20 protein-coding genes are annotated in these 21,186 nt (G+C 70.2%); 10 read left to right on the forward strand and 10 right to left on the reverse strand.

Annotated elements, in window-relative coordinates; translation table 11 throughout:
* Window positions 1-130 precede the first annotated feature (130 nt).
* Window positions 131-1,798 carry a threonine/serine exporter ThrE family protein gene (locus ACFT9I_RS37960; protein ID WP_382572119.1) on the forward strand — a complete coding sequence of 556 codons (1,668 nt, stop codon included), beginning with the start codon at window positions 131-133 and terminating at the stop codon, window positions 1,796-1,798.
* 72 nt (window positions 1,799-1,870) lie between these two features.
* On the opposite strand, the gene ACFT9I_RS37965 is transcribed toward ACFT9I_RS37960, so the two are convergent.
* On the reverse strand, window positions 1,871-2,698 hold the full coding sequence (locus ACFT9I_RS37965) for a DedA family protein (RefSeq protein ID WP_382572096.1): 828 nt from the start codon (window positions 2,696-2,698) through the stop codon (window positions 1,871-1,873).
* 302 nt (window positions 2,699-3,000) lie between these two features.
* Here ACFT9I_RS37965 and ACFT9I_RS37970 point away from each other — a divergent pair, with 302 nt between their 5' ends.
* From ACFT9I_RS37970 to ACFT9I_RS37980, 3 genes are all read left to right on the forward strand, one after another.
* Window positions 3,001-4,281: an ion channel protein gene (locus ACFT9I_RS37970; RefSeq protein WP_382572097.1), complete on the forward strand. Its 1,281-nt coding sequence runs from the start codon at window positions 3,001-3,003 to the stop codon at window positions 4,279-4,281.
* A 113-nt stretch (window positions 4,282-4,394) separates the two neighbouring features.
* Window positions 4,395-5,012 (forward strand): NAD(P)H:quinone oxidoreductase, encoded by a 618-nt coding sequence (wrbA, locus tag ACFT9I_RS37975; RefSeq protein ID WP_382572099.1) that lies wholly within the window; start codon window positions 4,395-4,397, stop codon window positions 5,010-5,012.
* Window positions 5,013-5,081: 69 nt separating this feature from the next.
* Window positions 5,082-6,500, forward strand: coding sequence for a glutamate decarboxylase (locus ACFT9I_RS37980; protein WP_382572120.1), 1,419 nt, complete (start codon window positions 5,082-5,084; stop codon window positions 6,498-6,500).
* Between the two features lie 187 nt (window positions 6,501-6,687).
* Here the strand turns inward: ACFT9I_RS37980 and ACFT9I_RS37985 are convergent, their stop codons facing one another.
* The 3 genes from ACFT9I_RS37985 to ACFT9I_RS37995 all read right to left on the reverse strand — a co-directional run bounded on the left by ACFT9I_RS37985 (window position 6,688) and on the right by ACFT9I_RS37995 (window position 9,189).
* Complete coding sequence (locus tag ACFT9I_RS37985; RefSeq protein ID WP_382572100.1) at window positions 6,688-7,476, reverse strand: ABC transporter permease; 789 nt, start codon at window positions 7,474-7,476, stop codon at window positions 6,688-6,690.
* On the reverse strand, window positions 7,473-8,408 hold the full coding sequence (locus tag ACFT9I_RS37990; RefSeq protein WP_382572121.1) for an ATP-binding cassette domain-containing protein: 936 nt from the start codon (window positions 8,406-8,408) through the stop codon (window positions 7,473-7,475). The genes ACFT9I_RS37985 and ACFT9I_RS37990 overlap by 4 nt, the downstream gene beginning before the upstream one ends.
* A 139-nt stretch (window positions 8,409-8,547) precedes the next feature.
* Window positions 8,548-9,189 carry a PadR family transcriptional regulator gene (locus ACFT9I_RS37995; protein ID WP_382572101.1) on the reverse strand — a complete coding sequence of 214 codons (642 nt, stop codon included), beginning with the start codon at window positions 9,187-9,189 and terminating at the stop codon, window positions 8,548-8,550.
* A gap of 40 nt (window positions 9,190-9,229) precedes the next feature.
* Between ACFT9I_RS37995 and ACFT9I_RS38000 the strand changes: the two genes are divergently transcribed.
* Entirely contained in the window at window positions 9,230-10,006 is a 777-nt protein-coding gene (locus ACFT9I_RS38000; protein ID WP_382572103.1) for a bleomycin resistance protein, read from the forward strand.
* Between the two features lie 27 nt (window positions 10,007-10,033).
* Here the strand turns inward: ACFT9I_RS38000 and ACFT9I_RS38005 are convergent, their stop codons facing one another.
* Window positions 10,034-11,491 (reverse strand): aldehyde dehydrogenase family protein, encoded by a 1,458-nt coding sequence (locus tag ACFT9I_RS38005; RefSeq protein ID WP_382572104.1) that lies wholly within the window; start codon window positions 11,489-11,491, stop codon window positions 10,034-10,036.
* A 163-nt stretch (window positions 11,492-11,654) separates the two neighbouring features.
* A complete protein-coding gene (locus tag ACFT9I_RS38010) occupies window positions 11,655-12,536 on the reverse strand; it encodes a helix-turn-helix domain-containing protein (RefSeq protein ID WP_382572106.1) in 882 nt (293 codons plus the stop codon).
* A 336-nt stretch (window positions 12,537-12,872) separates the two neighbouring features.
* Between ACFT9I_RS38010 and ACFT9I_RS38015 the strand changes: the two genes are divergently transcribed.
* Window positions 12,873-13,367: an ATP-binding protein gene (locus ACFT9I_RS38015; protein ID WP_382572107.1), complete on the forward strand. Its 495-nt coding sequence runs from the start codon at window positions 12,873-12,875 to the stop codon at window positions 13,365-13,367.
* A gap of 25 nt (window positions 13,368-13,392) precedes the next feature.
* Here ACFT9I_RS38015 and ACFT9I_RS38020 read toward each other — a convergent pair whose 3' ends face one another.
* Entirely contained in the window at window positions 13,393-13,629 is a 237-nt protein-coding gene (locus ACFT9I_RS38020; protein ID WP_031230206.1) for a DUF397 domain-containing protein, read from the reverse strand.
* A gap of 239 nt (window positions 13,630-13,868) precedes the next feature.
* Here ACFT9I_RS38020 and ACFT9I_RS38025 point away from each other — a divergent pair, with 239 nt between their 5' ends.
* Window positions 13,869-14,384 (forward strand): hypothetical protein, encoded by a 516-nt coding sequence (locus tag ACFT9I_RS38025; protein WP_382572108.1) that lies wholly within the window; start codon window positions 13,869-13,871, stop codon window positions 14,382-14,384.
* Window positions 14,385-14,439: 55 nt separating this feature from the next.
* Here the strand turns inward: ACFT9I_RS38025 and ACFT9I_RS38030 are convergent, their stop codons facing one another.
* Window positions 14,440-15,690: a DUF2786 domain-containing protein gene (locus tag ACFT9I_RS38030; protein ID WP_382572110.1), complete on the reverse strand. Its 1,251-nt coding sequence runs from the start codon at window positions 15,688-15,690 to the stop codon at window positions 14,440-14,442.
* Between the two features lie 222 nt (window positions 15,691-15,912).
* Here ACFT9I_RS38030 and ACFT9I_RS38035 point away from each other — a divergent pair, with 222 nt between their 5' ends.
* Window positions 15,913-16,479: a sugar O-acetyltransferase gene (locus ACFT9I_RS38035; RefSeq protein ID WP_382572111.1), complete on the forward strand. Its 567-nt coding sequence runs from the start codon at window positions 15,913-15,915 to the stop codon at window positions 16,477-16,479.
* Window positions 16,480-16,483: 4 nt separating this feature from the next.
* Here the strand turns inward: ACFT9I_RS38035 and ACFT9I_RS38040 are convergent, their stop codons facing one another.
* Together ACFT9I_RS38040 and ACFT9I_RS38045 are read right to left on the reverse strand one after the other, a co-directional pair.
* Window positions 16,484-17,446: an SDR family NAD(P)-dependent oxidoreductase gene (locus tag ACFT9I_RS38040; RefSeq protein ID WP_382572112.1), complete on the reverse strand. Its 963-nt coding sequence runs from the start codon at window positions 17,444-17,446 to the stop codon at window positions 16,484-16,486.
* 217 nt (window positions 17,447-17,663) lie between these two features.
* On the reverse strand, window positions 17,664-18,578 hold the full coding sequence (locus tag ACFT9I_RS38045) for an NADP-dependent oxidoreductase (RefSeq protein ID WP_382572113.1): 915 nt from the start codon (window positions 18,576-18,578) through the stop codon (window positions 17,664-17,666).
* 225 nt (window positions 18,579-18,803) lie between these two features.
* Between ACFT9I_RS38045 and ACFT9I_RS38050 the strand changes: the two genes are divergently transcribed.
* Both ACFT9I_RS38050 and ACFT9I_RS38055 read left to right on the forward strand, forming a co-directional pair.
* Window positions 18,804-20,510: a bifunctional 3'-5' exonuclease/DNA polymerase gene (locus tag ACFT9I_RS38050; protein ID WP_382572115.1), complete on the forward strand. Its 1,707-nt coding sequence runs from the start codon at window positions 18,804-18,806 to the stop codon at window positions 20,508-20,510.
* 208 nt (window positions 20,511-20,718) lie between these two features.
* A complete protein-coding gene (locus tag ACFT9I_RS38055) occupies window positions 20,719-21,120 on the forward strand; it encodes a VOC family protein (RefSeq protein ID WP_382572117.1) in 402 nt (133 codons plus the stop codon).
* Window positions 21,121-21,186 lie beyond the last annotated feature (66 nt).

The raw sequence follows: 21,186 nt of genomic DNA on the forward strand, positions 1-21,186 counted from the left end.
GCGGCGCACCGTGCGGGTGCGCCGCCCGCCGCTCGTGTGCGCCCGTTTCAACGCCCGTGTCCATACTGAACGGACGGCTGTGCGAACCGTGCCGGAGCGGCACCGACGAGAGTGAGTGAGGGCGAGAACTGTGGTGGCCGAGCGGGACGAGGCGGAGGACCGTAAGCCTCCGTCCGACGAGGCGCACAGCGCCTTCACGCCGCCGTCCGGGATGGACCAGGTGCCGGCCCCCGAGGAGGACAGCCCCACCTCGGAGTTCGCCATTCCGCAGGGACTGAGCCCGGAGAGCACGCAGGAGACCGAACGGTCGGCCTTCGACCCGCCGCGGACCTATCGCGCGCGGGAGTCGCCCCAGGCGTTCACGCCCGCGGAGGGCGTGCCGGTCGTGCGTCTCCGTAAGGAGGCGCCCTGGCAGGACCAGATGCGCACGCTGCTGCGGATGCCGGTCGGGGACCGGCCGGTGGCGGAGATCGTGCAGCGGCACGACGATGCCGGGCCCGCCGTGCCGCGCGTCCTCGACCTGACGCTGCGTATCGGCGAGTTGCTGCTGGCGGGTGGTGAGGGGGCCGAGGACGTCGAGGCCGCGATGTTCGCGGTCAGCCGCGCGTACGGTCTCGACCGCTGCGAACCGAACGTCACCTTCACCCTGCTGTCGATCTCCTACCAGCCGTCGCTGGTGGACGACCCGGTGACGGCCAGCCGTACCGTACGCAGGCGGGGCACCGACTACACCCGGCTCGCCGCCGTCTACACGCTCGTCGCCGACATCACCACCGAGGACACCGACGTCACCCTGGAGGAGGCGTACCGGCGGCTGGCCGAGATCCGGCGTAACCGGCATCCGTATCCGGGGTGGGCGCTGACCGCCGCGAGCGGACTGCTGGCCGGCTCCGCGTCGGTGCTGGTCGGTGGTGATCTGGTGGTCTTCGTCGCCGCGCTGGTCGGCGCGATGCTCGGCGACCGGCTGGCCTGGCTGTGCGCGGGGCGCGGGATTCCGGAGTTCTACCAGTTCGTGGCCGCGGCGATGCCGCCGGCCGCGATGGGGGTGGCGCTGACGCTGGCCGGGTCCGCCATGAACTGGGACGGGCGGCCGTCCGCCGTGATCACCGGTGGGCTGTTCGCGCTGCTGCCGGGGCGGGCCCTGGTGGCGGGTGTGCAGGACGGTCTGACGGGTTACTACATCACCGCCGCCGCGCGGCTGCTCGAAGTCATGTACTTCTTCATCGCGATCGTGATGGGGGTGCTGATCGCGCTGTATCTGGGCGTCCAGCTGGACGCCCAGCTCGACCCGGACGCGGCGCTCCAGGCGGGGGCGGGGCGGCCGGTACTCCAGATCTGCGCCGCCGTGGCGCTCAGTTTCGCCTTCGCGATCCTGCTCCAGCAGGAACGATCCACCGTGCTGATGGTGGCCCTGAACGGGGGCGTGGCCTGGACGGTGTACGGGGCGATGCATGTCACCGGCGGGATCTCCCCGGTCGCGGCGACGGCGGTCGCGGCCGGTGTGGTGGGGCTGTTCGGGCAGCTGTTCTCCCGTTACCGGTTCGCGTCGGCGCTGCCGTACGTCACCGCTGCGATCGGGCCGCTGCTGCCCGGCTCGGCGACCTACTTCGGTCTGCTCGGTCTCGCGCAGAACCATGTGGACGACGGGCTGGCCTCGCTGTCGAAGGCCGCCGCGCTGGCCATGGCGATCGCCATCGGGGTGAACTTCGGCGGCGAGATCTCCCGGCTGTTCCTGAAGGTGCCGGGCCCGGGACGCGGGTCGAGCCGCCGCGCGGCCAAGCGGACGCGCGGCTTCTGATACGGCTGATACGGCCGGTGCTGTCGGTTGCACCGGTGCCGCTGGCGCGGTGGCTGGTGGGCCCTGTGCGCGTCAGCGCCTGGCGTGCCGCCCGCGCGGCGGGGCCTCCGGGTCGTCCGGCTGGACATACGGCCGGGGAGCGCCGAACTCGTCGCGTGTGACCCGGAGCTGCTGGGTCTGGAAGTCCTGCGGCACCTGCGTGTGCTCGGCCGGCGGCACGTACCCCGTGGGCGCGGCGGGCGCCGCGGGCGCTGTGGGCTCGCCCGACGCGGCGGCCTTCTTGGACTTGGAGCGCGCCCGCAGGAACTCGATCACGATCGGCAGCACCGAGAGCGCCACGATCAGGATCAGGATCATCTCGATGTTCTTGTGGACGAAATCGATCTTGCCCAGTGCGGCACCGAGGAGCGTGACGCCCGCGCCCCAGAGCACGCCGCCGATGATGTTGAACGTGACGAACGACCGGTAGTTCATGCGGCTGACGCCCGCGATGATCGGCGTGAACGTCCGCACGATGGGCACGAAGCGGGCCAGCACCAGCGACTTGGGGCCGTACTTCTCGAAGAACTCGTGTGCCTTCTCCACGTTCTCCTGCTTGAACAGCTTGGAGTCGGGGCGCGTGAAGAGTGCGGGGCCGACCTTGCGGCCGAAGAGATAACCGACCTGATCACCGATGATCGCCGCGAGCACGACCAGCAGACAGACGAGCCACAGCGGCCTGTCGAGCGTGCCGGCCGTCACCAGCAGTCCGGTCGTGAACAGCAGCGAGTCGCCCGGCAGGAAGAAGCCGATGAGCAGGCCTGATTCGGCGAAAACGATGACCAGGACGCCGATCAGACCGTAGGTTCCGATCAGATAGTCCGGGTCGAGCCAGCTCGGTCCGAGCGCAAGGGTTGTCACGAGGTCCGGGCTCCTGAGTCGATAGTCGGTCGATCGTCGAAATCGGCCGTCGCTGCATCAGCGTCGTCCAGCCGCCATCAGCGGTTGTCGGCTGCCCAAAGCTATCAACGCTCAGGCCCTGACTGAGGTTCCACCCGGTCCGTACGGCTTGAGGAGAGGCGCGGACCGAGCCGAAGCGCGCATTTCGCTCACGGTCCGCGCCGGCGGTCCCCCGTTCGCGACTCTGCGACGCGGCCGAGGGCTCGCCCACTTGCCTCAGGACATCACACGGAGACGTTTTGTCGCATTTGTGCCACTACGGTATGCGCGTGGCCACAGACGCTCCGTCCGCTCCCCCGTCCCCGTCCGGGCGCACGCTCCTTCCGCTGATCGTCCCCTCCCTGGTGATCGGTGTGGTCGCGAGTCTCGTCCTGCTCGGGGTGAGCGAGCTGGCGGGACTGCTCAAGGACGTGCTCTGGCAGACGCTGCCCGACGCACTCGGCGTCGGCCGGCACTCCTCTCTCTGGATGATCGTGATGCTCACGGCGACCGGCCTCGCGGTGGGTCTCGTCGTACGGCAGGTGTACGGGCACGCGGGACCCGACCCCGCCACGACCGGGCTCGTCGACCCCCCGATGCCGGTCGGTGTCGTGCCCGGCCTGCTGCTGGTCACCTCGCTGGCGCTGGCGGGCGGCGTGAGCCTCGGGCCGGAGAATCCGATCACCGCGGCCAACATCGCGCTCGCCTACTGGCTCGGCCGCAAGGCCGCTCCCGCCGCCCCGGCGGCGCTCTGGCTTCCGCTGGCCGCCGCCGGCACGATCGGGGCGCTCTTCGGCACGCCCGTGGCCGCCGTGCTGGTCCTCACCGAGACCTTCGCGGCCCGACCGGGACCGGGCTCCCTGTGGGACAAGCTCTTCGGGCCGCTGATCGCCGCCGGGGCCGGCGGCCTGACGACGGTGCTGATCGACCATCCGACCTTCGACCTGAACCTGCCCGACCATCCGGGCGCCCGCTGGAGCGACGCCCTGGCCGCACTCGTGATCGCGCCGGTCGCCGCGGCCCTGGGTATGGCCGCCGTGTACGCCTTCCCGTACGCCCACAGCGCCTTCCGGCGCCTCGGACGTCCTGTACTCGCCCTGACCGTCGGGGGGTTGCTCCTCGGCCTCCTCGGGGCGCTCGGCGGATACCTCACCCTCTTCAAGGGGCTGGACGAGGTGAAGACGCTGGCCGCCGACCCGGACGGCTGGTCGGCGGGACAGTTCGCGCTGATGTGCGGGGTGAAGACGGTCGCGCTGGTGATCGCGGCGGCCTGCGGCTTCCGGGGCGGGCGGATCTTCCCGGCGGTCTTCATCGGCGTCTCCCTCGGGCTGTTCGCCCACGCGCTCGTGCCCGCCGTGCACCCGACCGTGGCAGTCGTCTGCGGTGTGCTCGGGGTGCTGCTCGCCGTCACCCGGCAGGGCTGGCTGAGCCTGTTCACCGCGGCCGTGCTCGCCGCGGACCCGAATCTGCTTCCCCTGCTGTGCGTGGCCGTACTGCCCGCCTGGCTGCTGGTGACCGGGCGCCCCAAGATGCAGCTCGACGCCGACGGAACGGCCCTGCGGTGATGTGCGCCGACAGAAGACGCCGAACGGACGCCCGGCGAGCCGACGGCCCGTTTTGTCCGTATCGTCGCGCCTGACGTCCCCGCCGCCGAAGCCCGACCACCGAGGTAGCCGCCATGCCCACGTCCGTGAACGTCGCCGTCATCTACTACTCCGCCACCGGCACCCTCACCACGATGGCCAAGGCCATCGCCAAGGACTCCGAGGCGGCGGGGGCGGTCGTACGGCTCCGCAAGGTCGCCGAACTCGCCCCGCAGGCGGCGATCGACACCAACCCGGCCTGGGTCGCCAACATCGAGGCGACCGCCGACATCGCCGAGGCCACGCCCGACGACATGCGCTGGGCGGACGCCGTGATCTTCGGCTCCCCCACCCGCTACGGCAATATCTCGGCGCAGCTCAAGCAGTTCCTGGACACCCTCGGCGGTCTCTGGCAGCAGGGGGAGCTGGCCGACAAGGTCTACAGCGGCTTCACGGCGTCGGCGACGCCGCACGGCGGCCAGGAGACGACGCTGGTCGCGCTCTACAACACCGTCCACCACTTCGGCGGCATCCTCGTCGCGCCCGGCTACACGCACGCGTCGAAGTTCGTCGACGGCAATCCGTACGGCACGTCGCACGTCTCCGGACAGGGCGACCTCCCGGTGAACGAGCAGACCCTGACCGCCGCCCGCGTCCAGGCCGAGCGGGTCGTGAAATTCACCCGCGCCATCAAGGCCGGCCTCGGCGGCTGAGGCGAGAGACCACGGGAGGCAGGGAAAGCGATGGCACTGCAACGCGGCGCGCAGGGCGCCGAGGGCAATATGAGAGGCCCGGCGGAGGATCCGGCGGACGACCACGCCGAGCGGCGCCGGCTGTCGCTCAACCCCTTCTTCGGCGAGGCCGACCCGACCAACGGGATGTCGTCCGCCCCGCCCACGCACCGGCTGCCCGACGGCCCCATGCCCCCGTCCACGGCCTACCAGCTGGTCCATGACGAGCTGATGCTGGACGGCAACTCCCGGCTCAATCTGGCGACTTTCGTCACCACCTGGATGGAAACCCAGGCCGGTGTGCTGATGGCGGAGTGCCGGGACAAGAACATGATCGACAAGGACGAGTACCCGCGAACCGCCGAGCTGGAGCGGCGGTGCGTCACGATGCTCGCCGACCTCTGGAACGCGCCCGACCCGTCCGCCACCGTCGGCTGCTCGACGACCGGCTCCAGCGAGGCCTGCATGCTCGCCGGACTCGCGCTCAAGCGCCGCTGGATGACGAAGAACCGGGACCGCTATCCGGGGAGCGCCAAGCCCAATCTCGTCATGGGCGTCAACGTCCAGGTCTGCTGGGAGAAGTTCTGCAACTTCTGGGAGGTCGAGGCCCGCCTCCTTCCCATGGAGGGCGACCGCTTCCACCTCGACCCCCAGGCGGCAGCCGATCTCTGCGACGAGAACACGATCGGGGTCGTGGCCATCCTCGGCTCCACCTTCGACGGCTCGTACGAACCCGTCGCCGAACTCTGCGCGGCCCTCGACGCCCTCCAGGAGCGCACGGGTCTGGACGTCCCCGTCCACATCGACGGCGCGTCCGGCGCGATGGTCGCGCCCTTCCTCGACGAGGACCTCGTCTGGGACTTCCGGCTCCCGCGCGTCTCCTCGATCAACACCTCGGGGCACAAATACGGCCTGGTCTACCCGGGCGTGGGCTGGGCGCTGTGGCGCACGGCGGCCGAACTGCCCGAGGAACTGGTCTTCCGCGTCAACTACCTGGGCGGGGAGATGCCCACCTTCGCGTTGAACTTCTCGCGGCCCGGCGCGCAAGTGGTCGCCCAGTACTACACGTTCCTCAGGCTCGGCCGGGACGGATTCCGGGCCGTCCAGCAGGCGGCGCGGGACGTCGCCCGCGGGCTGGCCGACCAGATCGGGGCGATCGACGACTTCCGGCTGCTCACCCACGGCGACGAACTGCCGGTCTTCGCCTTCACCACCGCGCCCCATGTGACGAACTTCGACGTCTTCGACGTCTCGCGGCGGCTGCGGGAGCACGGCTGGCTCATGCCCGCCTACACCTTCCCGGCCAACCGCGAGGATCTGTCCGTCCTGCGCGTGGTGTGCCGCAACGGATTCTCGGCCGACCTCGCCGCGCTGCTGCTCGCCGATCTGCGGCTGCTGCTGCCCGAACTGCGGCGCCAGCCGCACCCCTTGGGCCGCGACAAGTCGGCGGCCACGGCCTTCCACCATTGACCGGCGCGTGGGCATGGGCGTGCACATCGGCGTGTGCGTGTGCGTGGAAACCGTGCGCATGAATTCCCCCCGAGAGCCGCGGCGCACCGTGCGCCGCGTGCGGTTCTGCCTCTGATACACCGCGAACCCCGAGAAGGTTCCGCCTGGCGATCGGCCGACGTCCGGACGCCGGCCGATCGCCGAACGGTCAGTGGCTGAGCCTGCGGAAGCGCCCGACCGCGAGTGGGAAGAACAGCGCGATCAGCACCACCGGCCACGCCACCGCCAGCAGATACGCGTGCTCGGCCGCCCACGAGCCGCTCAACTGCCCCGGTACGCCCGACAGATCACGTACCGCGGCCGCCGTCGCCGACAGCGGGTTCCACTCGACCGCGGCCCCCAGCCAGCCCGGCATGGATTCCGGTGTCGCGAAGGCGTTGGAGAAGAACCCGATCGGCCAGACGAGGATCTGCACCGCCTGCACCATCTCCGGCTTGCCGGCCACCATCGCCAGCTGGATACCGAGCCACAGCATCGCGAAACGCAGCAGAAGCAGCAGCCCCACCGCCCCCAGCAGCGCCGCGAATCCGCCGTCCCAGCGCCAGCCGAGCGCGAACCCGACCCCGATCATCACCACCAGGCTCAGCGCCGACTGGAACATGTCAGCGACGCTCCGGCCCACCAGCACCGCCGAGGACGCCATCGGCATGGAGCGGAACCGGTCGATGACTCCCTTGCCCAGATCCTGGGTGACGGCCAGCATCGTGCTCTCGAGCCCGAAGACCATGGTCAGCGCGAGCATGCCGGGGACGAGGAAGCCGATGTACTCGCCCTCGACGCCCCGCCCCGCCCCCATCAGGTAGCCGAACATCAGCAACAGCATTACCGGGAAGACCAACCCGACGACCACCTGGACCGGCTGCCGCTGCCAGCGGGCCAGTTCGCGCCGCGTCATCGTCCAGCTGTCGGTGAGCACCCAGGCGTTCGTCGTCGTCATACGACCTCCTTCGTACGGTGCGTCAGCTGCAGAAACGCCTCGTCCAGCGTCGGCCTGCGCACCACGATGTCCTCCGCCTCGATCCCGGCCTCCTCCAGCGCCTGTACGGCCCTGGTCAGCGCCGCCATCCGGTCCGCGGCGGGCACGCCGATCAGCCGGCGGTCCTCGTCCACCGTCGCCTCGTCCCCGAACAGCCGTGCCGCCGCGGCCAGTTGCCCCGCGTCGCGCACGACGATGTCGATCCGGTCGCCGCCGACCTTCGCCTTCAGTTGGTCCGCCGTGCCCTCGGCGATCACGCGTCCGTTGTCGACGACCGAGATCCGGTCCGCCAACTGGTCCGCCTCCTCCAGATACTGCGTGGTCAGCAGTACGGTCGTGCCGCCGCCGACCAGCGAGCGGACGGCGGCCCACACCTCGGACCGCCCGCGCGGGTCGAGTCCGGTCGTCGGTTCGTCCAGGAAGAGCACCGCCGGATCGGTGATCAGTGAGGCCGCCAGGTCGAGGCGGCGCCGCATGCCCCCGCTGTACTGCTTGATCGCCTTGCGTCCGGTGTCGGCGAGCCCGAAACGCTCCAGCAGTTCCTCGGCGCGCGACGCGGCCCGCCGGGCACCCAGGTGATGGAGGCGCCCGAACATGTCCAGGTTCTGCCGCCCGCTCAGTTCCTCGTCCACCGCCGCGTGCTGCCCGAGCAGCCCGATCCGCCGGCGCACCTCCCGCGCCTCCGTACGGATGTCGTGCCCTGCCACCCGCACCACGCCCTCGTCGTGCCGCAGCAGCGTGGCCAGCACCCGTACGGCCGTCGTCTTGCCCGCTCCGTTCGGCCCGAGGACCCCGTGCACGGTGCCGCGCGCCACCACCAGATCGAGCCCGTCGAGCGCGGCCTTCTCGCCGTACCGCTTGCGTACGCCTTCCATGACGATCACGTCCGTCACGTCGGTCAATGCCTTCGCCTCCAGCCCCTCCGCCACGTAGTCAAACTTGACTACACGCCGAAAGGTAACCCGGGAGATGAAATTAATCAAACTTGATTAGTGAAGATTCCCGCGTCGAGTCAGCCGTCGCCGGCCGCCGTCAGTCGTCGTCACCCTCGGCGGGGACGCCCGTCGCGTACGGGTTCTCCTCACCCTTGGCGAGCACCCCGACGAAGGGGTCCCCTTCACCGGAGAAGACATGCGCGCCGGCCTCGATGCGCTCGATGAGCCCGCGCGTCCACTCCGCCCCGGAGTCCGCCTGGCTGATCCACAGATTCATGATCTCGCCGATGTGCCCGAGCTGTTCCGGGCCGTCCTCGGGCACGTAGTGCTCGGTCACCGACGCCCGCCAGCCCTCGATCGCCCTTACGCGCTCCTTCAGCAGCTCGACGGCCTCGGCGCGCGGCAGGTCGACGATGAAGCCGACACCGGCCGACAGCACGTCCGTCTTCTGGTCGTAGGCGACCAGGGATTCGCGCAGCAGCCGGAAGTACTCCGCGGTCCCGGCCTCCGTCAGCTCGTACTCCGTACGAGGCGGGCCGCCCGCCGTGCTCGGCGCGACCTCGTGCGCCAGCAGCTCGCCCTGCTTCGCCATCTGCTTCAGCGCGTGGTAGATCGAGCCGGGCTTGGCGTTCGACCACTCGTGCGCGCCCCAGAATTCCAGGTCGTTGCGGATCTGATAGCCGTGCGCGCGGCCGTGCTGGCGCACCGCGCCGAGCACCAGCAGCCGGATCGCTGACATCGCCGTACCCTTCTACTCAACTTTGACTAGACTACTCGGCATGGCAGAGAAGACCATCCCGCTCCTCCCGTGTCAGACCATCCAACCCGTAGTCGACTTCTACTCGGCACTCGGCTTCGAGATCACCTTCATACAGAAGAGTCCCTACGCGTACGCGGTCGTCGAGCGCGGAGACGTGGAACTGCAGTTCTTCGGCATGAAGAAGTACGAGCCCACCGAGTCGTTCAGCGGCTGCTACGTGCTGACCGACGACGTCGACGGGACGCACACCGCCTTCCGCGCCGGGCTCAAAGCGGCGTACGGGAAGGTCCCGACCCGCGGGCTGCCCCGGATCGGGCCGGTCAAGGAAATGTCGTACGGCGTGCGGCAGTTCCTCATGACGGATCCGGGCGGCAACACCATCCGGATCGGACAGCCCAACGACGCCGAGAGCGACGGGCACCATCAGCCCCCTCCGAAGGAGCCGTACGCGCGCGCCCTGCACCTGGCGGTGGCCTTCGCGGACTCGAAGCAGGATCTGGGGGCCGCCGTGAAGATCCTCGACCGCGCCCTCAGGGACGCCGAGGCGAGCGACGGCTCCCTCCGTACGGAGGGAGCGTCGCCGACCGCCGTGCAGCTCTACCGGCTGCTCGTGCTGCGCGGCGACGTCGCGCAGCGTCTGAACGACATCGAGGAGGCACGTGGCTTCCTCGACAGGGCCGCCGCCGTCGGTTTGACGGCGGCGGAGCGCACGGAGGTGAGTGACGACGCGGGGCGGGCCGCGGAACTGCTGGAGTCACTCACGGACCTCCCGGACCTCCCGGAGGGGAACCGGTAGTTCCGGCCGCGGCCGCCGGCCGCGGAGTCAGAACGGGAAGCGCGCACGCCCGTGCTGCACCGAGATCCACTTCTGGGTGGTGAAGGCGTCGATCATCGACTCACCGTTCAGCCGCCCGCTGCCGGAGCGCTTCTCGCCGCCGAACGGGACGATCGGCTCGTCGTGAACGGTGCCGTCGTTGATGTGAATCATGCCGGTGTGGATCCGCTTCGCGACCTGCACGCCCCGCTCGATGTCGCTGGTGTGCACGGCGCCGCTGAGGCCGTACGGCGTGTCGTTGGCGATCCTGACGGCCTCGTCCACGCCGTCGAACGGCAGCAGGAGCGCGACCGGGCCGAATATCTCCTGTGACAGGACGGGTGAGTCGGCGGCCAGGCCGGTCAGCACGGAGGGCGAGACGAGGTTGCCGTCGACGGTGCCGCGCACGAGCGCGGTCGCGCCCGCCTCCACGGTCTGGTCGACCAACGCACCGATGGCTTCCGCCTGCTGGGAGCTGATGAGCGGCCCGATGATCGTCTTCGGGTCGGCCGGATCGCCGACGGTCAGCGTCTTGACCTTGGCGACGAACTTCTCGGTGAACTCCTCCTCGACCACGCGGTCCACCAGGATGCGGTTCGCCGCCATGCAGACCTGGCCCTGGTGCACATATCGGCTGAAGACCGCGGCGTCGACCGCGGCGTCGACATCGGCGTCCGCGAGGACGATCAGCGCGCTGTTCCCGCCGAGTTCGAGCACGGCACGCTTGAAGTTCTTCGCGCAGACGACCGCGACGTGCTGGCCCACCTTGTCGGATCCGGTGAAGGAGATGACCTTCGGAACGGGGTGCTCGATCAGCGCGTCGCCGATCTCGGCGATGTCGGTGATGACGACATTCAGCAGTCCGGCGGGCAGGCCCGCGTCCTCGAACACCTTGGCCAGCAGGGACCCGCCGCAGATCGGCGTGTTCTGGTGCGGCTTGAGCACGACCGCGTTGCCGAGCGCCAGCGCCGGGGCGACCGATTTGAGCGACAGCAGGAAGGGGAAGTTGAAGGGACTGATGACACCGATCACACCGACGGGGAGGGTGTAGAGCCGGTTCTCCTTGCCATCCACCGGCGAGGGGATGATGCGGCCTTCGGGGCGCAGCGCGAGCTGTACGGCCTCGCGCAGGAACTCCTTGGCGAGGTGCAGCTCGAACGCCGCCTTCAGGCGCGTGCCACCGAGTTCGGCGATGATCGCCTCGGAGATCTCCTCCTCGCGCTCCTCGACGATGCGCAGGGCGCGTTCGAAGACCTGCCTCCTGGTGTACGGGTTGGTCTCCGCCCAGCTCACCTGTGCGCGCTCGGCCGCCCGGTACGCCTGGTCCACCTCGTCGGCCGTCGCCACGGCGATCGACGCCAGCTTCTCCCCGTTGTAGGGGTTGAAGTCGATGATGTCCCACGAGCCGCTGCCCGCTCGCCACTCACCGTCGATGTACTGCTGGGCGAGTTCGGTGAAGAAGGACATGAGATCCCTAACCTCAGAAGCCGGCAAACTGATGTCACGTCATAATACTTACGCCACATCAGAGTCAAGGGCTTAGAGAACGCCCAAATCCCGTCGCCCGCACCGCCGCAGGGCTTCTGTCGATCGCGGTTGCGCACAGTGATTCGCGGTCGATCGCGCTCGTTCAGGAGAGTTGCAGCAGGCCTCTCAGCAGATCACGGCTCTCGGCCGGCCCGAGGCTGTCCTCGTGCAGCCGGGTCATCACCCGCTCGTACTGGGTGACTTCCTCCCGCTTGTCCAGATACAGCGCGCTCGTGAGCTGTTCCAGGTAGACGAGGTCGGAGAGGTCCGACTCCGGGAAGCGCAGCATCGTGAACGCGCCGCTCTCGCCCGCGTGCCCGCCGAAGCTGAAGGGCATCACCTGGAGCGTGACCGTCGGATGCTCGGAGACCTCGATGAGATGGGCCAACTGGCCGCGCATCACCGACCGGTCGCCGTACGGGCGGCGCAGCGCGGCCTCGTCCAGCACCGCGTGGAAGCGCGGGGCGCGCTCGGAGACGAGCACCTTCTGGCGCTCCTGGCGCAGCGCGACGCGGCGGTCTATCTCCGCCTGGGGGGCGTTGGGGATGCCGCGCTTGACGACCGCGTGCGCGTACGCCTCGGTCTGCAACAGGCCGTGCACGAACTGGACTTCGTAGATACGGATCAGCGAGGCGGCGCCTTCGAGTCCGATGTACGTCTGGAACCAGCCGGGCAGTACGTCACCGAAGCTCTGCCACCAGCCGGCGACGTTGGCCTCACGGGCGAGACCGATCAGGGACCCTCGCTCCATCTCGTCGGCGACTCCGTAGAGCGTCAACAGGTCCTCGATGTCCCTGGACTTGAAACTCACCCGCCCCAACTCCATACGGCTGATCTTGGACTCGGACGCGCGGATCGAGTAACCGGCCGCCTCGCGCGTGATGCCGCGCGACTCACGCAGCCGCCTCAGCTGCGAGCCCAGCAGTATGCGCCGCACCACGGATCCGCCCGGTTCCACTGCGGTCACGTCTCCAACCCTCCCCATACGGTCCATCTCCCACTATTTATCCCACGACACCCTCGGAGTACCCCCGAACCCTGAGAGCCGGATTGTGCCATCAAACGCATCAGCCCGTACTCATTCGATTACAGAAATGAGAAGCCTTTGGGAAGAGCGAGAAAGTGGTCGAGAGAAGAAATAATCCGGAACGGTACACACTCGGATAAGTCGGGCACGTGCACGTGCATCTGCCCTTGCATCTGCCCTGCGCATTGGGAACCATGGTCCTCGCCGCACCTGCGTGCTCGTTCGTGTTTGACGTGTTGTGACGCTGTACCACCGCAGTATCGCTACGGCCGCGAATCCCGGGGAGTGCCTCGCATGGGGACGAATGGATCGACCGTGCTCGAGCCGTTAAGGCAGGGGCTTCCGCCGATCGATCCCGCAGCCGTCTCCAGCTCCGCGTCGTGCGCGCTGCCCGCCCGCTACGAAGCGGTGCGCGGCGCGCGGCAGTTCACCCGGACGACGCTCTGTCAGTGGGAACTCGACGACCGGTTCGACGATGTCGCGCTGGTCGTCTCCGAACTCGTCACCAACGCGCTGCGGCACGCCCTCCCTTCGGACACACCGCGCGAGCCGCAGGAACCGCCCGTACGGCTGCATCTGATGCGCTGGACGACCCGGCTGGTGTGCGCGGTGCGCGATCCCAGCTACGCGGGTCCCACGGCGCGCGAGTCGGACGAGGATTTCGCCGCGGAGTCCGGCAGGGGGCTGTTCCTGGTGGACTCGTTCAGCGACACATGGGGCTGGCATCCGCTCGCCGGCTCGCTGCACGGCAAGGTGGTCTGGGCGCTGTTCCGGCTGCGGACCGAATGACGACGGGCGGCTTGAGGACTTGGTCTCAGGCCGTCAGATGATCGAATTCCCCGTCCTTCACACCCGCCAGCATGGCCACGATCTCGGCCCGGGTGTACACGAGGGCGGGTCCTTCGGGGTGGCGTGAATTCCGTACCGCCACACCCCCGCCGGGCAGTTTGGCGAACTCGACGCATGAGCCCTGCGAATTGCTGTGCCTGCTCTTCTGCCAGACGACTCCGTGTAGCTCGGTGGCCGCCATGCCGTTGTACGCGTGGTGCACAGGACGCTCCCCGAGTTGCATGGTGCAGGTGTCAACTAGCTCGGATCATAGCTGTGTTCACATGCCAATGCATGAGCAGATGCACGTGCACGGGGGGTGTTCTCTTGACTACAGGCTTGCGAACGTATGACCCATTCATTGAGACGAACGGAAAGCCCTTTCGGTGCCGGTGTTTCCCGTACTCGTCCGGAACTCGCCGCCGCAGTTCTCGGCGACCGTCCTGGTAGCTTGGCGCGGTCGTGGAACTGAAGGGGGACGGATACATGCACCAGCTCGTACGAAGCGGTGTCGCCGCGGCCGGACTCGTCGTCGCGCTCACGCTCACCGGCTGTGGCGGCAGTGACAGCGGTGACGACTCCGGCAAGGACAAGGGCACCAGCACACCCGCCCCGAGCGAGCCGGCCGGCGGTACCGACGAAGCCACCCCGGACGCCGGCTCCACCGCCGACAGCCTCGAAGGCAGTTGGGCGGGGATGACGGAGGGCAAGGCGGTCGCGCTGTCCGTCAAGGAGGGCAAGGCCGCTCTCATCGCCGATGAGCACATCTGCCAGGGCGACGTCCAGGACATGGGCGGCGAGCCGATGCTGTCGCTCAAGTGCGCCGACGGGAACACCGACCGCACGATGGGGTCGATCGACTCCAACGACGGGAAGACACTGGCGCTTTCGTGGCAGGGCGGCACGAAGGACAGCCTCACCAAGACGGACCCCGGCAAACTGCCCGAGGGGCTGCCGACGGACATTCCGGTGCCGTGACGGAGACCGCTTTCTCTTTATAAGGGCGCCGGGTTACGTGAACCCGGCGCCCTCTTTATGAGGAGGTGACGCGGGCCCGGTCCGCCGCCGCCGTGCCGTGCGCCCACCCTTCGCCGTCGGTCACGCCGCGCACCCGCGTCCGTACCGTTTCGGGGAACATCCGCTCCGCGCGGTCGTTGACCGCCATGTCCCGCGCGGCCAGGACGGGCAGCAACCGCCCTCCCCCGCCAGCAGTCAGGGCGTGGGCATCGGCGCCCGCTCCGGCGGCCTCGGCTCCGGCGGCGTCGGCCGTGGCCTGTTCGGCGGTGACCTGTTCGGCGGTGGCCGCGAGCCGTTCGCCGATCCGGTGGGCGTACGCCATGAGGAACGACTGCCGGAAAGTCTTCGTCCGCCTGCGGCCCGACGCCCGCTGGGCGGCCTCCGCGCGGGTCATCGCGGCGGTCCCCTGCACGAGCAGCGACGTGTGCAGCAGCTCCACCACCTCCAAATCCGGCTCAAAACCGACCACGGTGGAGAAACCGAACCCGCTGTTCCACACCGACTGACAGCGGTTGGCGGACGCGACGGCGTCGAGCAGGATCGCCTTCGCCGTCTCGTACGGCGCGTCCACCCCGATCCGGCAGGCGGCCGGTACGTCGCCGCGCTGCGCGCGGTCGGCGAGCAGGGCCTCGTCGATGCTGTGCCGGGCCATCAGCTCCTGCGCCTTGGCGCTCAGCGCCTCGGCCTCCTCCGGGAAGTCGGTGCCCTCCGCCTTGGCCAGCAGGGCACGGATCCGGGTGAGCATGCGCGGTTCGCCGTCGGCCGCCGGGACATGGACGGGCGTGCCGGGCACCGGCCCCACGGCCTCGATCGCCGGGAGCCTGACCAGCAGCCGGTACAGCTCCAGCGCGGTGGTCGCGTACGAGAAGCGGTCGGCGGACCGGGGCGCGGTCCCGGCCTTGCGGTCGGCTTCGAGGTCCGCCGCGATCTCCGCGAGCTGGGCACCCCAGCGCGGGGCCACCCGTTCGTACCGGACGGCCTCCGCAGTGATCAGCTCACCGACGAACCGCACGTGCGGCTCGTCGAGGTCGCGGCTCACGAGCCGTACGACGTCGGCGGGCTGCCAGCCGCGCTCCCAGGCGCGGCGCAGGAACCGCTCGCCCCGGCGGCGCAGTTCGGTGTCGGCGGCCGGGTCGGCGGCGAGCAGCGAGGCGCCGGTGTCCAGGCCCCTGCCGCCGTCCGCTGCCGCGTCGGCGTAGAGCGCGGCGGCGAAGGCCCCGTCGACCGTGCCGCCCACCGCGTCCGACTCGCCTGGCGCACCTGGCATGGCCCGTCTCCCCTTGTCCCTTGATCGTCCCGCCCCCGGCCGTCGCGACGACGGGCCGCCGTCCATGGTCCCAGAAGATGAGTTATCCACAGGCTGTGCATATCGAACTACTGCGCGACCTGCACGGTAGCCCGTCTGTCCACAGGGTGAGGGGGTTCCGCCCCACGATCCGGCGCCCCGCCCTACCGTGGTGGCACTCCCGACGAGAGGACACGCACGCACATGGGCGAGAACAAGAAGCTGATGCTGGCCGGCGAGTGGTATCTGCCGGACGACGAGGAGCTTGAGGCCGAGTCCCGGCGGCGGGCCGACCTGTGCTCCGCGTACAACGGGACGGCCGGGGGCGGGCTGCCCGACGCGGACGGGCGGACGCGGATCCTGGGCGAGCTGCTGGGGTCGGTGGCCGAGGACGTACGCATCCGGCCCCCGTTCAACTGCGACTTCGGCACGTACATCAGCATCGGCGCGCGTACGTTCATCAACTTCGGCGCGGTCTTCCTCGACTGCGCGCCGATCACCGTCGGCTCCGACGTCCAGATCGGCCCGAACGTCCAACTGCTCACGCCCACCCATGAGCTCGACACCGAGCGCCGCCGGGCGGGCTTCGAGCGGGCGTCGCCCGTGACCATCGGCGACAACGTCTGGCTCGGCGCCGGGGTGATCGTCTGCCCAGGCGTGACGATCGGCGAGAACACGGTGGTCGGCGCGGGAGCCGTGGTCACGAAGGACCTGCCGGCCGGGGTCCTGGCGGTCGGCAACCCGGCGCGGGTGATCCGCAAGCTGGAGTAGGCGGCTACCGGCGGCCGGGGCCGAATCCGAGGGCGCGGTCGGCGCCGGTCAGCTCGCAACTGGCGTCCCACAGGCGCGCCGCCACGGCGGTGTCGGCCAGGTGGCCCCGGACGGCCTCGGTCCGTGGCCTGCCGCGCAGGCCGAGGACTCGCGGCCCCCAGAGCTGCCCTCCGCTCACCTCCGGGTCGAGGACGGCCCGCACGGCGGGCCACGCCCCGGCCTCCTTGCCCTGGATGAGGAGACCGGCGGGCAGGGCGCGCAGCCGTTCAGCGGCGGTACGGACGTGGACCGGCGGCCGGGACGGGGTGAGGGAGTCCAGCGCGCCTCCGGGGTGGGCCAGCACGCTGAGCACCGTGCTGTTCGCGGCGCGCAGGCGGCGGTCGAGTTCGAGGCCGAAGTACATCTGGGCGAGCTTCGACCGGCCGTAGGTGCGTTTGGGCCGGTAGTCCTCGGTGGACTGGAGATCGGCCAGGTCCAGCCGCTCGGACTTCGCCGCGAAGCTGCCGACCGTCACGACGCGCCCCGCCGGCGCGGCGGACAACAGGGGCGCCAGCCGCTGGGTCAGTACGAAATGGCCGAGGTGATTGGTCCCGAACATCAGCTCGTCGCCGCTCTCGGTCTCGCGGCGCGGGGGGTCGTCGAGCGCCACTCCGGCGTTGTGGACGACCGCGTCGAGGCGGTCGAGTTCCAGGGTGTCCACCGAGGTCTTCAGGGACGACAGGTCGGCGAGGTCCAGCCGAAGGTGGCGGATGTCGGCGCCCGGGACGCGGGAGCGGATCGAGTCCTTCGCGGCTGCCGCCCTCTCGGGACTACGGCTGCCGAGCACGACGGTGGCTCCGGTGCCCGCGAGCTGCTCCGCGACGAAGTAGCCGATGCCCGCGTTGCCGCCGGTGACCAGGAAGGTCCTGCCGGGGGCGGGAGGCAGCCGGTGGACGTCCCATCGCTGGGTGCCGGATCGGGAGGACATGAGTGCGGGCTCCTCGTGCTGGGGGCGGCCGGCCGACCGGCCGGCTGGATTCGCCGGAGGCGGACGGGGCGGAGCGCTCACGCGCGCCGCCCTCATCCGTCCGACGGCTCCAAGGCTGGCAGCGGCGACCGACAGGGAGCTGACAGATCCCCGACATCGACACCACGCGTCCCCGGCTCCGGCCGGACCCTCCGGCCCCAGTGGGGCCGCGGTCAGGTCATGGCTTGATGATCAGCTTGCCGCGCGTGTGGCCCGACTCGCTCGCCGACTGGGCCTTGGCGCCCTCCGCCAGGGGGTACGTCTGCGCCACCAGGACGCGCAGCGTGCCGTCCGCCGCCAGTCGGGCCTGCTCGGCGAGGCCCGCGCGGCTCTCCTCCGGGGTCGAGCCGCCCGAGGAGAACGGCACCCCGTGCTCGGCGGCCGTCGGGTCGGCGATCGTGATGATCCGGTCGGCCGTACCGCCGCGCAGGGTGATCGAGTCCGGCAGCGCGCCCTTGCCCGCCGTGTCGAAGACCGCGTCCACGCCCTGGGGCGCGGCGGCGCGGACGCGCTCGACCAGGCCGTCGCCGTACGTCACCGGGGTGGCGCCCAGCAGCCGTACGTAGTCGTGGTTGGCCGGGGATGCGGTGCCGACGACCGTCGCGCCGCGCGCCGCGGCGAGCTGGACCGCCATCGAGCCGACCGATCCGGCCGCGCCGTGCACGAGGACGGTCTCCCCCTCCTTGACGGCCAGGTCGTCCAGCACCCGCCGGGCCGTCTCGCCCGCGACCGGCAGCGCCGCCGCCACGTCCCAGCTCAGTCCGGCCGGCTTGGGTACGACGACGGCGGCCAGCGTGTACTGCGCGTAGGCGCCGCCGACGGACCAGCCGAGGACCTCGTCTCCTACGGAGAGTCCGATGACGCCGTCGCCGACGGCGTCCACGACTCCCGAGAACTCGCTGCCGGGAACGGCGGGGAACTCCGTCGGGAAGACCTCCGCCATCCAGCCCTTACGGATCTTCCAGTCGGCCGGGTTGACCCCCGCCGCCCGGACGGACGCGCGGATCTGTCCCGGCCCCGGTTCCGGCTGCTCGATGTCCGTGAGCTGAAGCACCTCAGGACCGCCGTACTCCTCGAAAACGATCGCCTGCATGTCAGCCTCCGTAGAACTAGAACGTAGAACTCCGTGGAGCGATGTCGATGTGGTCGGAGTGAGTCACGTCGTGTGGGTCATGTCGTGCGAGTCATTTCGATGTTCTCTGTGCACAGCCCCGTCCGCCTCTCGAATGTTCCGCCCGGGTTTGTTCCGTCCGGGCCGGTTCGCCCCGGTCGGTGCCGCGGCGGCCCGTTGTCAGACCCTGCTGGGAGACTCGGATTCATGAGCGGACGGTGGGCTCTGGCCCCGGCGGAGGGCGGCGGCGCGTGGCTCGCGCCGCTGGGCGCTGACGCGCGCCCCGCCGGTCCCGTGGTGCGCGAGCCCGATCTCGTCGAGGCGGTCAGTGCACGGCTCCCCGAGGTGACGCGGTGGGTGTGGCGGTCCACGGCCGAGCTGGCGCCCCGGCTGCTGGCCGCCGGGGTCCGGGTGGAGCGGTGTTACGACATCGAGGCGGCGGAGCTGCTGCTCCTCGGCCACGAGGGCCGGCTCGGGGAGCCCAGGTCGGCGGCCGCCGCCTGGGCGCGGCTGCGGCGTGGGCCCGTACCGGCGGATCCGCCGCAACGTGCCGCCGAGCCGGGTTCGCAGTCCTCGCTCTTCGAGCCGCGGGCGGGCGCGGACGTGCCGTTCGACGGGCTGCTGGAGGTGTACGCGGAGCAGCAGCGAAGGCACGGCGAGGCGGCGCATCCGGGCCGGATGCGGCTGCTGACGGCCTCGGAGTCGGCGGGGATGCTGGTGGCCGCCGAGATGCACGCGGCGGGTCTGCCGTGGCGGGCGGATGTGCACCGTGAGCTGCTGGACGAGTTGCTGGGCGAGCGTTACGCGGGCGGGGGCGAGCCGCGGCGGCTGGCGGAGCTGGCCGATCAGGTCTCGGAGGCGTTCGGGCGGCGGGTACGGCCGGATCTGCCGGCGGACGTGGTCAAGGCCTTCACACGGGCCGGGTTCAAGGTGAAGTCGACGCGGCGGTGGGAGCTGGAGGAGATCGATCATCCGGCGGTGGCTCCGCTGATCGAGTACAAGAAGCTGTACCGCATCTGGACGGCGCACGGCTGGAGCTGGCTTCAGGACTGGGTGCGGGACGGCCGGTTCCGGCCGGAGTATCTGCCGGGCGGTACGGTCTCCGGCCGCTGGACGACCAACGGCGGCGGCGCGCTGCAGATCCCGCGTGTCATACGGGGAGCGGTCGTCGCCGACGGGGGATGGCGGCTGGTGGTGGCGGACGCAGACCAGATGGAGCCACGGGTGCTGGCCGCGATCTCCCGCGACCGGGGGCTCATGGAGGTCGCCGGGCATGACGACGATCTGTACAAGGTGCTGTCGGACCGGGCGTTCGCCGGTGACCGCGGGCAGGCCAAGCTCGCGCTGCTGGGCGCGATCTACGGCCAGACGTCCGGCGACGGCCTGAAGAATCTGGCCGCCCTGCGAAGACGGTTCCCCAAGGCGGTCGACTATGTCGACGACGCGGCGCGGGCGGGCGAGGAGGGCAGGCTCGTACGGACGTGGCTGGGCCGGACAAGTCCGCCGGCGGCCGGTTCGGAGGACGGCGGCGAGGCGGGCATCCCCCAGGAGGCCGACGTCCCGTCGCCCGGCGAAGTGCCCTCCGGCGGGGGCGAGTTCACGCCGGGGTACGCGTCCTCGAACGCCCGTGCGCGCGGGCGCTTCACGCGGAATTTCGTGGTGCAGGGCAGCGCGGCCGACTGGGCTCTGCTGATGCTGGCGGCGCTGCGGAGCGCGACCGCGAACATGCGGGCCGAGCTGGTCTTCTTCCAGCACGACGAGGTGATCGTGCACTGCCCGCTGGCGGAGGCGGCGGACGTGGCGGTGGCGATCCGCGAGGCGGGAGAGCTGGCGGGCCGGATCGCCTTCGGGGAGACGCCGGTGCGGTTTCCCTTCACGACGGCGACGGTGGAGCGGTATTCGGATGCCAAGTGAGAGCCGGGGAGGCGAGGCCGGGCCCCCGGGGGGGGCCGGGCGGCCGGGAGCTCGCCACGCGACCGGGCGGGCGAGCGGGCAAGCCGGGCGGATAAAGGTTGGAGCCTCGCTTCCCGAGCGTTTACGATCCCGGGTGGGCATCGCGCGTCGGTCACCGGCTGGGTGAGGCGTGGAGGTTCCCGTGAGATGCCTCTGGAGGCATTCCACTGTGTCAGTAGAGCTGAATCACACGATCGTTCACTCCCGGGACAACCGGGCTTCCGCCGAATTTCTGGCGCACATCCTGGATCTGGAGATCGGCACCGAATGGGGCCCCTTCATTCCGGTCGACACCGGAAACGGCGTCACTCTCGACTTCGCGACCATCGGTCAGGAGTCCATCACTCCACAGCATTACGCCTTCCTGGTGCCCGAGGAGGATTTCGACGGAATCTTCGGGCGGATCAAGGACGCCGGAGTCGATTTCTTCGGCGATCCGCACGGCAAGCTTCCCGGCCGGATCAACCACAACTACGGCGGGCGGGGCGTGTATTTCCTCGATCCGGCGGGTCACTATCTGGAAGTGATCACGCAGCCGTACGACAACGTCGTACCGGACACGACCGAGTAGGCCGCGCAGGCCGCAGCCTCAACGCACCGCTGCGGTAAGGGTGTTGGGGGTCCCCCGGGCCCGGGG

Source organism: Streptomyces sp. NPDC057137 (assembly GCF_042670825.1).
GTDB lineage: Bacteria > Actinomycetota > Actinomycetes > Streptomycetales > Streptomycetaceae > Streptomyces.

Bases quoted from the DNA above. Each gene is read 5' to 3' on its own strand.
- ACFT9I_RS37970 (WP_382572097.1), top strand. From the start codon at position 3,001: ATGCGCGTGGCCACAGACGCTCCGTCCGCTCCCCCGTCCCCGTCCGGG.
- wrbA (WP_382572099.1), top strand. From the start codon at position 4,395: ATGCCCACGTCCGTGAACGTCGCCGTCATCTACTACTCCGCCACCGGC.
- ACFT9I_RS37980 (WP_382572120.1), top strand. From the start codon at position 5,082: ATGAGAGGCCCGGCGGAGGATCCGGCGGACGACCACGCCGAGCGGCGC.
- ACFT9I_RS37985 (WP_382572100.1), bottom strand. From the start codon at position 7,476: ATGACGACGACGAACGCCTGGGTGCTCACCGACAGCTGGACGATGACG.
- ACFT9I_RS37995 (WP_382572101.1), bottom strand. From the start codon at position 9,189: ATGTCAGCGATCCGGCTGCTGGTGCTCGGCGCGGTGCGCCAGCACGGC.
- ACFT9I_RS38000 (WP_382572103.1), top strand. From the start codon at position 9,230: ATGGCAGAGAAGACCATCCCGCTCCTCCCGTGTCAGACCATCCAACCC.
- ACFT9I_RS38005 (WP_382572104.1), bottom strand. From the start codon at position 11,491: ATGTCCTTCTTCACCGAACTCGCCCAGCAGTACATCGACGGTGAGTGG.
- ACFT9I_RS38010 (WP_382572106.1), bottom strand. From the start codon at position 12,536: ATGGGGAGGGTTGGAGACGTGACCGCAGTGGAACCGGGCGGATCCGTG.
- ACFT9I_RS38015 (WP_382572107.1), top strand. From the start codon at position 12,873: ATGGGGACGAATGGATCGACCGTGCTCGAGCCGTTAAGGCAGGGGCTT.
- ACFT9I_RS38030 (WP_382572110.1), bottom strand. From the start codon at position 15,690: ATGCCAGGTGCGCCAGGCGAGTCGGACGCGGTGGGCGGCACGGTCGAC.
- ACFT9I_RS38035 (WP_382572111.1), top strand. From the start codon at position 15,913: ATGGGCGAGAACAAGAAGCTGATGCTGGCCGGCGAGTGGTATCTGCCG.
- ACFT9I_RS38040 (WP_382572112.1), bottom strand. From the start codon at position 17,446: ATGTCCTCCCGATCCGGCACCCAGCGATGGGACGTCCACCGGCTGCCT.
- ACFT9I_RS38045 (WP_382572113.1), bottom strand. From the start codon at position 18,578: ATGCAGGCGATCGTTTTCGAGGAGTACGGCGGTCCTGAGGTGCTTCAG.
- ACFT9I_RS38050 (WP_382572115.1), top strand. From the start codon at position 18,804: ATGAGCGGACGGTGGGCTCTGGCCCCGGCGGAGGGCGGCGGCGCGTGG.